Here is a 14,277-nt window from a genome sequence, read left to right on the forward strand (position 1 = left end):
TAATTTAAAAATTATATAATATTTAAGGGCGGTTTTTTATAACCGCCCTTTTTTTATGAGCTCAGAAACTAAAATATTAACTACCGACGGTATACCTCTTGAAGTTAGCTTAAAAAAAGCTGAGAGAAAAAACAAAATTAAAGCTTTTGCTCTTGTAGCTCCTTTATTATTATTTTTAGTCATCACTTATATATTTCCAATTGGAGAAATGTTTACGAGAAGTATTGATGACAAAATGATTACCAATATGCTTCCCAAAACATTTAAGGAAATGGAGAAATGGGATGGAAAAGAATTACCACCCGAAGAAATTTTTTCTAGTTTTTATTATGATTACAAGGCACTTGTTGAAAAACAAGAACACGGAAAACTTGGCCAAAGATTAAATAAAGAAAAAAATGGTTTTAATTCAACAACTAAAAGATTGTTTAGAAGTATTAAAAGAAAAAAAATAGATGAAAGTGCTAGCATTAAAGAACAGATGATGAAAGTGCATAAAAATTGGGGCAAGGTTGAGTATTGGCAGGCTATAAAAAGAACTGCACCACCCTATACATTAGCTAAATACCTCAAAGGTATGGATATGTATTATGCACCAGATGGAAGCATTACCCAAGTAGACGAGGATAGAAGGATTCATAGAATTTTGTGGTTAAGAACACTTGAAATTGCTTTTTTCGTAACTCTATTTTGCTTTGCAATGGGTTATCCTATTGCTCATTTATTAGCCACATTACCAATGAAGTACTCAAATCTATTAATGATCTGTGTCCTTCTTCCATTTTGGACATCACTTTTAGTTAGGACAGCTAGTTGGATGATTTTGTTACAACAACAGGGAGTCGTTAATGATTTCTTTGTCATGATAGGATTAGTTGCAGACGATAACAGGCCAGAAATGATGTACAATAAAGTTGGAACTTATGTGGCGATGACACAGATACTGTTACCATTTATGGTTCTTCCACTTTACAGCGTGATGAAAACTATCTCACCAAGCTTAATGAGAGCAGGAAAATCTTTAGGAGGAACTCCTTTTGTTGCGTTTTGGAAAGTTTATTTCCCATTAACTATTCCAGGCATAGGAGCTGGATGTTTGTTGGTATTTATTTTAGCAATTGGATATTACATTACCCCAGCATTAGTAGGAGGTGCTTCTGGAACATTGATTAGTAATCAGATTGCATTTCATATGAAGCAAACTTTGGATTGGAGTTTTGCATCTGCAATGGGTTTAATGTTGTTAACTGGAGTTTTAGTAATTTACTGGATTTATAACAAATTAGTTGGTGTAGATAATATTAAGTTAGGATAATTATGGCATTACCAAGTTATACAGAAACACGTTATAGAATTTGGCATTATTTTTATTTAGCCGTTTGTGCTTTTGTATTTTTCTTTTTAATTGCACCTTTGTTTGTAATATTTCCATTGTCATTTAATGCTGAAGAATTTTTAGTTTTTTCTGAGGGAATGAAAAATCTAGATCCAGATGCGTTTTCTTTGAGATGGTACAAAGATATGATTTATGGAACTAAAAACCCATGGGGATTAGCTGCAAAAAATAGTTTTATAATTGCTATATTTGCAACTATTGGTTCAATAATTCTTGGAACTTTGGCAGCACTAGGTTTGAGTAGTAGGCACATGCCTTATAAAGGAATTATAATGGCTACTCTTATTTCTCCAATGATTGTTCCATTAATTATATCAGGTGTTGCAATATTCTTTTTCATGGCAAAAGTTGGCTTAGCCGCAACGCATACAGGAATAGTGTTTGCGCATATAATACTAGGAACTCCGTTTGTTGTAATCACTGTAACTGCAACCTTATCAGGATTTGATCATAGTGTAACAAGAGCGGCCGCTAGCTTAGGTAGTAATCCAGTAAATACTTTTATGAAAATTACTCTTCCTTTAATATTGCCAGGTGTAATATCAGGTGGATTATTTGCATTTGTAACTTCATTTGATGAAGTAGTTGTGGTCTTATTTCTTGCTGGTTTAGAAAATACTACAATTCCAGTACAAATGTGGACTGGTTTGAGAGAACAGTTAAGTCCAACAATTTTAGCTGTTGCAACATGTTTAATTATTCTCTCAACTTTAATTTTAATTAGTGCAGAATTATTAAGAAGAAGATCCGAGAGATTAAGAGGAATTAATAGATAATCAAACTGCTTCTATTATTGTTGCAATCCCCATTCCTAAACCAATACATTGAGTAGCAAGAGCGTATTTTTTATTTTCTCTTTTTAAAAGTTGTGCAGCTTTTCCTGTAATCCTTGCACCTGTTGCACCCAAAGGATGTCCTAATGCAATTGCACCACCGTCTAAATTTACTTTATTTATATCTATTTCCAAATCTTTGATACAAGCTAGTGATTGTGATGCAAAAGCTTCATTTAGCTCCACAATATCAATGTCTTTTATTGAAAGTTTAGCTCTTTCCAAAGCTTTTTTGGTTGCTGAAATTGGGCCTAATCCCATATAGTTTGGATCACATCCCTCAACAGCAGTAGATTTTATTTTTCCAAGAATTTCTAAACCATTCTCTTTAGCAAAATTTTCTTCACATATTAGTGTTGCGGCAGCCCCATCAGTTAGAGGAGACGAAGTTGCAGCTGTTACAGTTCCATTATGATCAAATACTAACTTTAAACTATCTAATTTTTCCATTGTGCTATTAGGTCTGATATTTTCATCTAATTCACAATCACCTATCTTAGTAATCTCATTTTTAAATTTATCTTTTTGTTGTGCTTCATTTGCTTTTCTATGACTTTCTAATGAGAACTCTTGTTGCTCTGTTCTTGAAATATTATATTTTTTTGCAACATTCTCAGCAGTAATTCCCATTGATAAATATAAATGTGGATTTTGTTTTTCTTCATCAGAGTAAGGGTAGGGTAAAGGATCAAAGCCAGTTCTAACTCTTGTCATACTTTCAACACCTCCACAAATAAATATCTTACCTGATCCCATTGCTATTTTTCCTGCTGCAATATGTATTGCTTCCATTGAAGATCCACACCATCTATCAACAGTCATACCAGGAACTCTAATATCTAGATCTGATAAAAAAGTTACTAATCTTCCAATATTAAAACACTGTTCACCAACCTGAAAAGCGCAACCAATAACAACATCATCAATTTCTTTTGGATTAATTTTTGATTGTGAAACAAGATTTTTTATTACTTCAGCTAGCAGTTTAACTGGTTTTACATCTATTAATTTTCCTTTATTTGCCATTGCAAAAGGTGATCTGGAGTAACCAGCTATTACTGAATTGTACATTTTTTTCTTTAATATTGTATTAATTTATATAGCTTACCAATTTAATTAATCAGGAAATTTGTCTTATTTCAAGTTTTTGATTGATTCAATAAAAGTTTGCTGATTATGGATATAAAAAAAGTAGTTGTTATCGGATCTGGTACGATGGGTAGTGGAATTGCAGCACACCTTTGTAATGCAAATGTACCTGTTACTCTTTTAGATTTAACGACAGAGATATCTGAAAAAGCTAGAGACAGAATACATAAATCAAGACCTCCATTACTTTTAGATAAAACCAAAATTGAAAATATAAAAGTTGGAAATATTAATGACAATTTCGATGTAGTAAAAGAAGCTGATTGGGTTGTTGAGGCTGTCGTTGAAAGAATTGATATTAAACACAATATTTATGAAGAAATATTTAAGAATAGAAAACAAGGAGCTATTGTTTCTTCAAACACATCATCTATCCCAATTAAAGTATTATCAGAAAAATTAACTGAGGAAGAAAAAAAAGATTTTTGCATAACCCATTTCTTTAATCCGGTTAGATACATGGGATTACTTGAAATTGTTAAAAATGAAAATAATGATTTAAATAAAATAAATTCTCTCAAAAAATTTTGTGAAATTGAATTAGGCAAAGGAGCTATTGTTTGTAATGATACACCTGGTTTCTTAGGAAATAGGATAGGTGTTTATGCAATGCAGGTAGCAATGACAGAAGCATTTAGAATGAAATTATCAATTGAAGAAGCTGATGCAGTTTTTGGAAGACCAATGGGTATACCTAAAACAGGAGTTTTTGGATTATATGACTTAATTGGAATTGATTTGATGGCTGATGTTTTAAAAAGCTTTATTAAAGAACTTTCTGATCATGACGAATTTCAAATTGTTGCAAAAGAAATTCCATTAGTAAAAAAATTGATTGATACTGGTTACACTGGACGAAAAGGAAAAGGTGGTTTTTACAGAATGAATAAAAGTGGAAACCAAAAAGTATTAGAAGCTATCAATTTAGAAACAGGTGAATATACAACCTCAAAAAAAATAGATTTAGGAGTTGAGACTGTAGATATTAATAATTTAATTAATCGAAAAGATAAATATGGAGAATATGCTTGGGAAGTAATTTCTAAAATAATTAAATACGCGTCTTCTTTAGTTCCAGGAATTACAGACAAATTCAACGATATAGATGAAGCAATGAGACTTGGTTTCAATTGGGCAATGGGTCCTTTTGAAATGTTAAAATCAATTGGAGTTGAAAAGTTTTTTTCAAGGATAGATAATTTTGAAAATAATAAATTTTTAGAAAATTTATCTAAGTCAAAAGATGAAAACTTTTATGGAAAAAGACAACTTTATACTGACATTGAAACACTAGGAAAAATAAGACCAACAGCAATCAAAGTAGATAAAAATAATTCTGCTGAAATTCACCGTTTTAAAGATTTTAATATTGTAGAATTTACTACAAAAGCTTGCGCGTTAGATTACGACTCGATGGATGCATTAAAAAATGCAACTGACAAACCGCTCATTGTTATAAATGAAAGTATGCAATTTTCTGCAGGTGTGAATTTGAGTTATACGATGAATTTTGCAGACAAGAATGATTTCAAATCTATAGAAAAATTTATTAAATACTTTCAGGATACTTGCAAAACATTAAAATATTCTAAGTACCCAGTAGTTTCTGCACCTTCAGGTCTTACTTTAGGCGGTGGTTTTGAAGTTTTAGTTCAAAGTAACTTTGTTGCATCACACACAAATATTGTGGTTGGTCTTGTAGAAACAATTGTTGGATTAGTGCCAGCTGGAGGTGGATGTAAAGAAATGTTATGGAGATGGTCACAAACAGAAGAAGCAAAATCTGATCCTGATTATGCTCCTTTAAAAGTATTTGATATTATTGGATACGCAAAAACTGCAACTTCTCCTGTAGAAGCAGAGCCTTTAAAATACTTAAAACCTGAGGATAAAAAAATCATGAATAGAAACAGTCTTTTTGAAGAGGCGAGAAAACTTATTCATCAAAATAACGATTTTGTTCCTCCAGAAGAGTGTAAATTTAATTTATCTGGAAAACCCTTGAAAGAAAAGATGATTAAAGTCTTAGAGAAATTATATAATGATAAAATAATATTAGATCATGGAATGCATGTTGGAACTGAACTTGCAAATGTTTTAAGTGGTGGTGATACAAATTTAGATAAAACTTTATCAGAAGATGATCTATATAAATTAGAGTTAGATTCTTTTATGAGATTGATAGAAACCAAACAAACTCAAGATAGAATTAAACACACTCTTTCAACTGGAAAACCTTTAGTTAATTAGTCTTTAACATTCTAAAAGTGTTTATATAATCAGGTCTAAGTACATAGATAGCTTTATTGCCTGTTTTAATTTTCTTAAGAATATCTAGACCAAACTTTACTTTTCCAATCGGAGTATATTCTCCTTGATAAATTGGGATATTTTTCAAGGTAATAAAAAATTCACTATCTTCAGAGTCAAATTCTGTTGATCTTGCAAAACCAACACTACCTTCAGTAAATTCAAAATCATCACTAAGTTCTGATTTTAATAATCCTAATCCTGATTTTCCACTTCCAATTTTTGAGTAATCTAAATATTTAATGTTCCCAAATTCAATATCACCAGCTTGTACTAAAGTATTTTCAACTACCTTATAGAAAGCTGAGCCATCATACATTTTTTTTTCAATTAATATTTTAAATCTTTTAACAGCTTTAGGAGAAATTTCAGGATATAACTCAATAATAACATTTCCACATTCTAAATTCATTACTGCAATATTATCTGGGTTTTTAAAGTTTAATTTTTTTAAATCGTTTCTGTCTATAAATAGACATTTACTTTTTAATAAAAAAAAAGATGAAAAAGCAGAAATGGCCAAAACTATTAAAAAAATAAATAAAATTTTTTCTGATTTTGATGCCTTAATTGTTTTAATCATAAAATATTTTCATCGATTTTAGATATATTTAATTTAATAAAATTAACCTTATTATTTAATATAGAGTCGTTTTTTATTTTCTCTTCAATCAAATTTTTATTAACCATTAAAAAAGAAAAGATTTCAGCCATATCTTCTGATGGAATTGATTTAGAGTATTCTGTTAAAAAACCATTAGTATTTTCATATAAATCCAAATTTAATCTATCTGAGCAAGTGGAACATTCAGCGTATTCAAAATCAGAATTATTAAATAAAGAAAATTTTTGATCATTAAAATCATCCTCATAACTATTTTGAATCATGTGAAAAATCTCATGATGAATCATTCTTTCAAAATATTTTTCGTTAAAGTTTATGTCTAATATTAAAGTTCTATTTTTATTATCTGGTATTCCGCCAGTATTGATGTTCGAAATAAATAAACCTTCACAAAATACAACATATTTTAAATTTATTTTTTTAAGAAATTTAAAATTGTATCTTTTAATATTTCTCTCAATTGTTGGAAATTTTGTATTAAGATTTTCTTGATTTGTCTTATTGCAAGTAATGTTGTCATCTACTCCTATTTTAAAATCTCCTTTTGCATTTAAATAACGGATATTGTTCTCATTTTTTAGTTTATAGATTTCCAAGTTCGGAATTTTGATTAGATTGTATATTTCATCAGCATTTACCTGTGAAAACTGAAAAATTAAGATGAATAAAATAATAATTTTCATTAATTTATTATAGACGAACTAGATTAGATAATATTATCTTAGATTATTAAAAAATGACAAAAGAAAGAAACAAAAATCCTATTCAACCAGTAAGTGGAACAAAAGTACCTCGATATGCTGGCCCAAGTACTTTTGCAAGATTACCAGAATTAAGAGATGTCGAGAGCTGTGATGTAGCGATTGTTGGTGTTCCGTTTGATGCTGGAACCAGTTATAGACCAGGAGCGAGATTTGGTCCTCAGAGTATAAGACAAGCATCTAGACATTTAAGAACAAATTATCATCCAAGTTATGATGTGGAACCTTTTAAAATTCAACAAGTTGCAGATGCAGGAGATATTTCGTGTAATCCATTTAGCATTGATGAAGCTATTAAACAAATAGAAGAGGGAGCAACTGATCTATTAAACAAAGTAGGTGGAATAATTAGTTTAGGTGGCGATCATACAATTGCAGTGCCATTGTTAAGAGCAATTAATAAAAAAAATAAAGGACCAGTTTCTCTAGTTCATTTTGATGCTCACTTAGATACTTGGGATACTTATTTTGGTGCTCCATATACACATGGAACTCCTTTTAGAAGAGCAAGAGAAGAAGGTTTATTTTTAGATGATGCTTCAATGCATGTTGGTATAAGGGGACCTCTTTATAGTAGAGATGATATTAAAAATGATGAAAGTTTTGGTTTTAAAATAATTCACTGTGATGAATTTCAAACCGAAGGAACAGATAAAATTGCAGAAAGGATTAGAAAAAGAGTGGGAGATAATCCACTTTATCTATCTATAGATATTGATGTGTTGGATCCAGCTTTTGCACCTGGTACAGGAACACCAGAGATAGCGGGAATGACCACACGAGAAATGGTAAATGTTTTAAGGGGGTTGTCAGGATTAAATTTAGTTTCAGCTGATGTAGTAGAAGTTTCACCAGCATATGATCATGCTGAAGTTACATCTCTTGCAGCTGCAACAATAGTTTACGAATTAACAAATTTATTTGCAAAATCATAAGGAAAGGATAATTTTAAATCATGTTAGATAAAAAGAATTTTTATATTAATGGTGCTTGGGTTAAACCAAACAGTACTGAAGAAATTAAAGTAATCGATCCAGCTACAGAAGATAACTGTGCTGTAATTACTTTGGGAAATAAAGCAGATGTTGATTTAGCAGTTGCTGCAGCAAAAGATGCTTACGAATCTTGGGCTTTTTCTTCTAAAGAAGAAAGAATTGCATTATTAGAAAAACTTTATGAAAATTATAAGAAAAGATGGGCAGATATTGCAGAAGCCATAACTCTTGAAATGGGTGCACCAAAAGATTTTGCCACAAAATTACAAGCAGGAACAGGAGCAAGTCATATTAAATCATTTATCAGATATTTGAAAAATTTCGAATTTGAAAAACCATTGGGAGAACACGCTCCTAACCAAAGATTAATTTATGAACCTAAAGGTGTTTGTGCATTAATAACACCTTGGAATTGGCCAATGAACCAAGTTTGTTTAAAAGTAATGCCAGCAATTGCGGCAGGTTGCACAATGGTATTAAAGCCATCAGAATTAGCGCCACTTTCATCAATGATACTTGCTGAAATTATTGATGAGGTAAAATTTCCAAAAGGTGTGTTTAATTTAGTTAATGGCGATGGAGCAACAACAGGCGATGCTCTTACAAGCCATCCAGATATTAATATGATCTCTTTTACAGGCTCAACAAGAGCTGGAGCTTTGATTTCTCAAAATGCTGCTAAAGATTTTAAAAGAGTAAGCTTAGAATTAGGTGGTAAAGGCGCAAATATAATTTTCAAAGATGCTGATCCAGAAGCAATTGAAAGAGGTGCTTTAAGATGTTTTAGAAATTCTGGACAATCTTGTAACGCTCCAACAAGAATGTTGGTTGAAAAATCAATGTATGATGAAGCTATTGAGAGATTAAAAAAATATACTGAAAATTTTGAAGTTGGTGATCCTAAAAAAGAAGGAGAACACATAGGTCCTGTTATTTCAGAAACTCAATACAATAAAATTCAAACTTTAATCCAAAAAGGCATTGATGAAGGTGCAAAATTAGTTGCTGGAGGAACAGGTAAACCTGATGGATTAGATAAAGGTTACTTTGTTAAACCAACTGTTTTTGCAGATGTAAATAATGATATGGATGTTGCAAGGACTGAAATTTTTGGACCTGTTCTATCTGTTATCCCATTTGAAACAGAGGAAGAGGCAATTAAAATTGCAAATGATACTTCTTATGGATTAACAAACTATATTCAAACTCAAGACTCTGAAAAAGTTCAAAGAGTCGCCAGAAAATTAAGATCTGGAATGGTGGATGTTAATGGAGCTGGTATTGCAGTTGATGCACCCTTTGGAGGTTTTAAACACTCTGGTATTGGTAGAGAAGCAGGTGAACACGGCTTAGAGGAATTTTTAGAAGTAAAAGCTGTGGGAGGTTGGAGTTAATTTATCGATTTATCCTTTACACCTTCTAAAAATTTAAGGCATTTTTTCATCTCGTTTAATTCTATGAACTCATCAATTTTATGAGCTTGTTCTATGGACCCAGGTCCACAAACAACCGTACTGATACCTAATTCTTGAAATAAACCAGCCTCAGTTCCAAAAGAAACTACTTCCCTAGAATTATCACCAGTTATGTTTGATACAAATTCACATGCCTCAGACTCATCTAATCTATTAAACCCAACTACTTCACCAATCGTTTCTTTTTTTATGTAAGAATCTGGAAATACTTTTTTCATTTCTGGTAAAAGTATTTCATTTGCATATTTATCAATTTCATTTGTTACAAATTCTCCATCTTCTTTAACAACTGGCCTTGTTTCCCATTCAACACTACATTTGTCTGCAATGACATTATGAGCAATACCACCTTTAATACCTCCGATTGATAAAGTTGAATGTGGAGGGTCAAAAATACTATTTTCTTTAACTCTTTTTTTTAGTTCTTCTCTTATTTCTAAAAGTTTTCCAACATACCTAGTAGCATATTCTGCAGCATTTACTCCTAAATGTGGTTTTGAACTATGTCCTGCTAGTCCTCCAAAGTGAACTGTGTATTCATTCATACCTTTGTGAGCATCTATTATTTTCATTGTAGTTGGTTCTCCAATTATACAAATTCCATTTTTGATATCTCTTTTTTTTAATTCCTCTATCAACAGAGGAGCGCCAATACATGCAGTCTCTTCATCAAAAGTGTAACAGAAATGTAAGTCTCTATCTAAATTACTTTCTTTAAAAATTGGTGCATAAGCGAGTGTACATGCAATAAAACCTTTCATATCACATGAGCCTCTTCCATAAAGTTTATCGTTTTTAATTGTTGCAACAAATGGATCGGTGCTCCAACCTTTAGAAACTGGAACCACATCAGTGTGTCCTGATAGAATGATTGGTTTTTTTGAGCTTTGATTTTTTGCTTTTAAAGTCCCAAATAGATTAACCCTTTTTTTATCATCATCGTAAACTTTGAAAGTATCTATTCCAATGCTATTTAAAATGTTTTCACAATAATCTATTAAACTACTATTATCTTGGCCTGAGACAGTTTTAAATGCAATTAAGTCAGTTAAAATCTTGATTGATTTTTCATATAAATTGTTATCTATACTCATAAACTTAAAACACTATATTATATTATGATTAAAGAGCAAATTACCTATGACACTTTTGACAAAGTAGATATTAGAGTTGGCACTGTTATTTCAGTCAAAAAAAATGAAAAGGCAAGAAAGCCATCTTTAGTGGTTGAAGTTGATTTTGGAAGTGAAATTGGCGTCAAACAATCATCAGCTCAAATTACTCATTACTATAATGAGGAGAATTTAAAAGGAAAGCAAGTCATTGCAGTTTGTAATTTTCCTGAGAAAAATATAGCTGGTGTAGTCTCACAAGTATTAGTTTTAGGAGCAATTGATGCTGAAGGAAAAGTTACACTAGTACATCCATCACAAAAAGCTGAGAATGGTTTACCAATTGCTTAGTAATGCATCCTGAAATTCTTTCGATAACTTTATTTGGAATTGTTGCTGCATTTACACCTGGTCCTAATAACTTTGTTGCTTTTTATTCTGGTTTTAACTTTGGTATAGTTAGAACACTTCCACATATAATCGGAGTTACTCTAGGTTTTCCATTTTTATTATTATGCCTAGCTTTAGGTTTGATAAATATATTTAAGCTTTATCCTTTAATTCAAGAAATATTAAAATATTTAGGAACTCTATTTTTAATTTATTTAGCTTATAAAATTTCTTTTTCAGGTCCATCAAACCAAGAAAATAAAAATAAAAATCCAATTAAATTTCATGAAACTTTTATCTTTCAGTTTCTAAATCCAAAAGGTGTAATTGCATCTATAATTCTTGTATCTACTTATATAAATCCAGGAGAAACATTTGTGAGTTATACGACTCAAATTCTTGCTATGGCTTTACTAGTTTCAGTAACGAGCATAACTCTATGGACATTTTTAGGTAAATTCTTTAGGAAATTTGCGACAAATCAGAAATTTATTAATTATTTTAATTATGCTATGTCACTGCTTCTTTTAACAAGCATAATAACTTTTTATTTATAAAATATGACACCAGGAAACAAAAATTCTTACAACTCACTAAAAAAAATTAGTATTGATAACAAAGAGTACAATTATTATTCATTAAGCGAAGCAGAAAAAAATGGGCTAGATGGGATTAAAAAACTTCCAAAATCTCTAAAAGTTTTATTAGAAAATTTATTGAGATATGAGGATGATTTGAGTGTTACAAAATCTCAAATACAAGCAATTAAAAATTGGCTGGAAACAAAAAAATCAAAAACTGAAATTGCATATAGACCTGCTAGAGTTTTACTCCAAGATTATACAGGAATTCCTGCTGTTGCAGATCTAGCTGCAATGAGAGAAGCTGTTAAAGAAAAAAATAAAGATCCAAATACAATCAATCCGTTATCAGCAGTAGATCTTGTTATTGATCATTCTGTACAAGTTGATCAATCAGCAAAAGCAGATTCATTTGAAAAAAATGTAGATATAGAATTCAATAGAAATGGTGAGAGATATTCATTTTTAAAATGGGGACAACAAGCTTTTGATAATTTTAGAATTGTCCCTCCAGGAACAGGAATTTGTCATCAGGTAAATTTAGAATACTTATCTAAAGTAGTTTGGTCTGAAGAATTTAAAGGTGAGAAATATATATTTCCAGATACACTTGTCGGCACAGACAGCCATACAACGATGGTTAATGGACTTTCTGTTTTAGGCTGGGGCGTAGGTGGTATTGAAGCAGAAGCAGGAATGTTAGGCCAACCTATATCTATGTTGATACCAGAAGTGATTGGATTTGAAGTAAAAAATAAAATGCCCGAAGGAACAACGGCAACAGATCTTGTTTTAACAGTGGTTAAAATGTTAAGAGATAAAGGTGTTGTTGGAAAATTTGTAGAATTTTATGGAGATGGATTAAAAAATCTAACTCTTGCAGATAGAGCAACTATTGCAAATATGGCTCCAGAATACGGTGCTACTTGTGGTTTTTTTCCAATAGATGATGAGACTTTAAAATATTTAAAATTTTCAGGAAGAGATCAGCACACTGTCGAAGTAGTTGAAAAATATGCTAAAGAACAAGGGTTATGGGCAAGTAATGATTTAGAATTTACTGATGTAATTTCATTAGACATGTCTACGGTTGTACCAACTATTTCTGGGCCAAAAAGACCTCAAGATAAAGTTTTGTTAACTGATGCACCAACCTCATTTAAAAAAGTTTTATCTGAAGCAACTAATAAAGATCAAAAATCAATATCAAAAGTTTCAAATACTGATTATGAAATTCAAGATGGTTCAATTTTAATTGCTGCTATAACTTCATGTACCAATACTTCAAATCCAAATGTTTTAATTGGAGCAGGTTTGCTTGCTAAAAAAGCTGTTGAGCATGGATTAGAAGTTAAACCTTGGGTTAAAACATCATTAGCACCTGGATCTCAAGTAGTGACTGACTATTTAGAAAAAGCTGGTTTAAATACTTATTTAGATCAATTAGGTTTTAATTTAGTTGGATACGGATGCACTACTTGTATTGGAAACTCAGGACCATTGCCTGAAAACATAGTAGAGGCAATTCAAAAAGAAAATATTCATGCTGTTTCTGTATTATCAGGAAATAGAAATTTTGAAGGAAGAATTTCTCCTCATATTAAAGCAAACTATTTAGCTTCTCCACCATTGGTGGTTGCTTATGCAATTGCTGGGCACATGGAGTTTGATTTATACAAAGACCCTCTAGGAAAAAGTAAAGATGGAAAAGATATATTTTTAAAAGATATTTGGCCATCAAATCAAGAAATAGAGGATACTTTAAAACAATCTTTGAATGCAGATATGTTTATTCAAAGATACTCAAATGTTTCTGATGGTCCTACTCAATGGCAACAAATTAAAACTGAAAAAAGCAGTATTTACAAATGGGATGAAGGTTCAACTTATGTAAAAAAACCTCCATTCTTTGAAGGTTTGTCTGATGAGCCAGAAGGATTTAAGGAAATTAAAGATGCAAGACCGTTATTAATATTAGGTGATATGATAACAACAGATCACATTTCACCAGCTGGAAGCATACAAAAAGATAGTCCGACTGGAGAATATTTTATGGAACATCAAATTTTACCTAAAGATTATAATTCTTATGGTTCAAGAAGAGGGAATCATGAAGTTATGATGAGAGGAACTTTTGCAAATATTAGAATTAGAAATGAAATGGCACCAGGAACTGAAGGTGGATTTACAAAATTATATCCTGAAGAAAAAGTAATGCCTGTTTATGATGCAGTTGTTGAGTATAAAAAGAGAGGAACTGATTTAGTAGTAATAGGTGGTAAAGAATATGGAACTGGCTCTTCGAGAGATTGGGCTGCTAAAGGAACTAAACTTTTACGAGTAAAAGCAGTTATTGCTGAAAGCTTTGAAAGAATTCATAGATCAAATTTAATTGGAATGGGAATTTTACCACTGCAATTTAAAGATGGAGAAAACAGAAAAAGCTTAAATTTAGTTGGTTCAGAACTGATAAGTGTAGTTGATATTGAAAAAGGCATAAATCCTTCAGATGAAGTTGTTATAGAGATCAAATATATCTCTGGAGAAATTAAAAAAGTGAAGACTTTATCTAGAATAGATACTAAAAATGAGCTGGAGTATTATAAAAATGGAGGAATTCTCCAATATGTGCTAAGGAACATGATTTGAT

General features: G+C 31.0%; 12 protein-coding genes. 8 read left to right on the forward strand and 4 right to left on the reverse strand.

Translation table 11 applies throughout. From position 1 onward, the window contains the following. Positions 1 to 55 precede the first annotated feature (55 nt). Both ACTTAS_RS00675 and ACTTAS_RS00680 read left to right on the forward strand, forming a co-directional pair. Entirely contained in the window at positions 56 to 1,315 is a 1,260-nt protein-coding gene (locus ACTTAS_RS00675; protein ID WP_440677965.1) for an ABC transporter permease, read from the forward strand. A gap of 2 nt (positions 1,316 to 1,317) precedes the next feature. Further along, complete coding sequence (locus tag ACTTAS_RS00680) at positions 1,318 to 2,172, forward strand: ABC transporter permease (RefSeq protein ID WP_440677966.1); 855 nt, start codon at positions 1,318 to 1,320, stop codon at positions 2,170 to 2,172. Here ACTTAS_RS00680 and ACTTAS_RS00685 read toward each other — a convergent pair whose 3' ends face one another. Then, entirely contained in the window at positions 2,173 to 3,300 is a 1,128-nt protein-coding gene (locus tag ACTTAS_RS00685; protein WP_440677967.1) for a thiolase family protein, read from the reverse strand. 105 nt (positions 3,301 to 3,405) lie between these two features. Between ACTTAS_RS00685 and ACTTAS_RS00690 the strand changes: the two genes are divergently transcribed. Beyond that, positions 3,406 to 5,628 (forward strand): 3-hydroxyacyl-CoA dehydrogenase NAD-binding domain-containing protein, encoded by a 2,223-nt coding sequence (locus ACTTAS_RS00690; RefSeq protein ID WP_440677968.1) that lies wholly within the window; start codon positions 3,406 to 3,408, stop codon positions 5,626 to 5,628. On the opposite strand, the gene ACTTAS_RS00695 is transcribed toward ACTTAS_RS00690, so the two are convergent. Continuing rightward, complete coding sequence (locus ACTTAS_RS00695; protein ID WP_440677969.1) at positions 5,621 to 6,271, reverse strand: peptidylprolyl isomerase; 651 nt, start codon at positions 6,269 to 6,271, stop codon at positions 5,621 to 5,623. The two genes, ACTTAS_RS00690 and ACTTAS_RS00695, sit on opposite strands and share 8 nt — an antisense overlap. Beyond that, entirely contained in the window at positions 6,268 to 6,996 is a 729-nt protein-coding gene (locus ACTTAS_RS00700; protein ID WP_440677970.1) for a putative zinc-binding metallopeptidase, read from the reverse strand. Before ACTTAS_RS00700 ends, ACTTAS_RS00695 begins: the two co-directional genes overlap by 4 nt. 53 nt (positions 6,997 to 7,049) lie before the next feature. Here ACTTAS_RS00700 and speB point away from each other — a divergent pair, with 53 nt between their 5' ends. Continuing rightward, complete coding sequence (gene speB / locus ACTTAS_RS00705) at positions 7,050 to 8,009, forward strand: agmatinase (RefSeq protein ID WP_440614075.1); 960 nt, start codon at positions 7,050 to 7,052, stop codon at positions 8,007 to 8,009. Between the two features lie 20 nt (positions 8,010 to 8,029). Next, on the forward strand, positions 8,030 to 9,463 hold the full coding sequence (locus tag ACTTAS_RS00710) for an aldehyde dehydrogenase family protein (protein ID WP_262590375.1): 1,434 nt from the start codon (positions 8,030 to 8,032) through the stop codon (positions 9,461 to 9,463). Here the strand turns inward: ACTTAS_RS00710 and argE are convergent. Further along, the gene (gene argE, locus ACTTAS_RS00715) at positions 9,460 to 10,638 is read right to left on the reverse strand and encodes an acetylornithine deacetylase (protein WP_440677971.1); all 1,179 of its coding nucleotides are present in this window, start codon (positions 10,636 to 10,638) and stop codon (positions 9,460 to 9,462) included. The genes ACTTAS_RS00710 and argE overlap by 4 nt on opposite strands. Before the next feature lie 27 nt (positions 10,639 to 10,665). Here argE and ACTTAS_RS00720 point away from each other — a divergent pair, with 27 nt between their 5' ends. From ACTTAS_RS00720 to acnA, 3 genes are read left to right on the forward strand one after another with little or no spacing between them, the layout of a single operon-like run. Continuing rightward, on the forward strand, positions 10,666 to 11,007 hold the full coding sequence (locus ACTTAS_RS00720; protein ID WP_440619473.1) for a tRNA-binding protein: 342 nt from the start codon (positions 10,666 to 10,668) through the stop codon (positions 11,005 to 11,007). A 2-nt stretch (positions 11,008 to 11,009) separates the two neighbouring features. Further along, on the forward strand, positions 11,010 to 11,603 hold the full coding sequence (locus tag ACTTAS_RS00725) for a LysE family translocator (protein ID WP_440677972.1): 594 nt from the start codon (positions 11,010 to 11,012) through the stop codon (positions 11,601 to 11,603). A gap of 3 nt (positions 11,604 to 11,606) precedes the next feature. Continuing rightward, a complete protein-coding gene (gene acnA, locus ACTTAS_RS00730; protein WP_440677973.1) occupies positions 11,607 to 14,276 on the forward strand; it encodes an aconitate hydratase AcnA in 2,670 nt (889 codons plus the stop codon). The last annotated feature ends 1 nt before the right edge of the window (position 14,277 follow it).

The sequence above is a fragment of the Candidatus Pelagibacter sp. HIMB1611 genome (assembly GCF_052047715.1).
Classification (GTDB): Bacteria; Pseudomonadota; Alphaproteobacteria; order Pelagibacterales; family Pelagibacteraceae; genus Pelagibacter.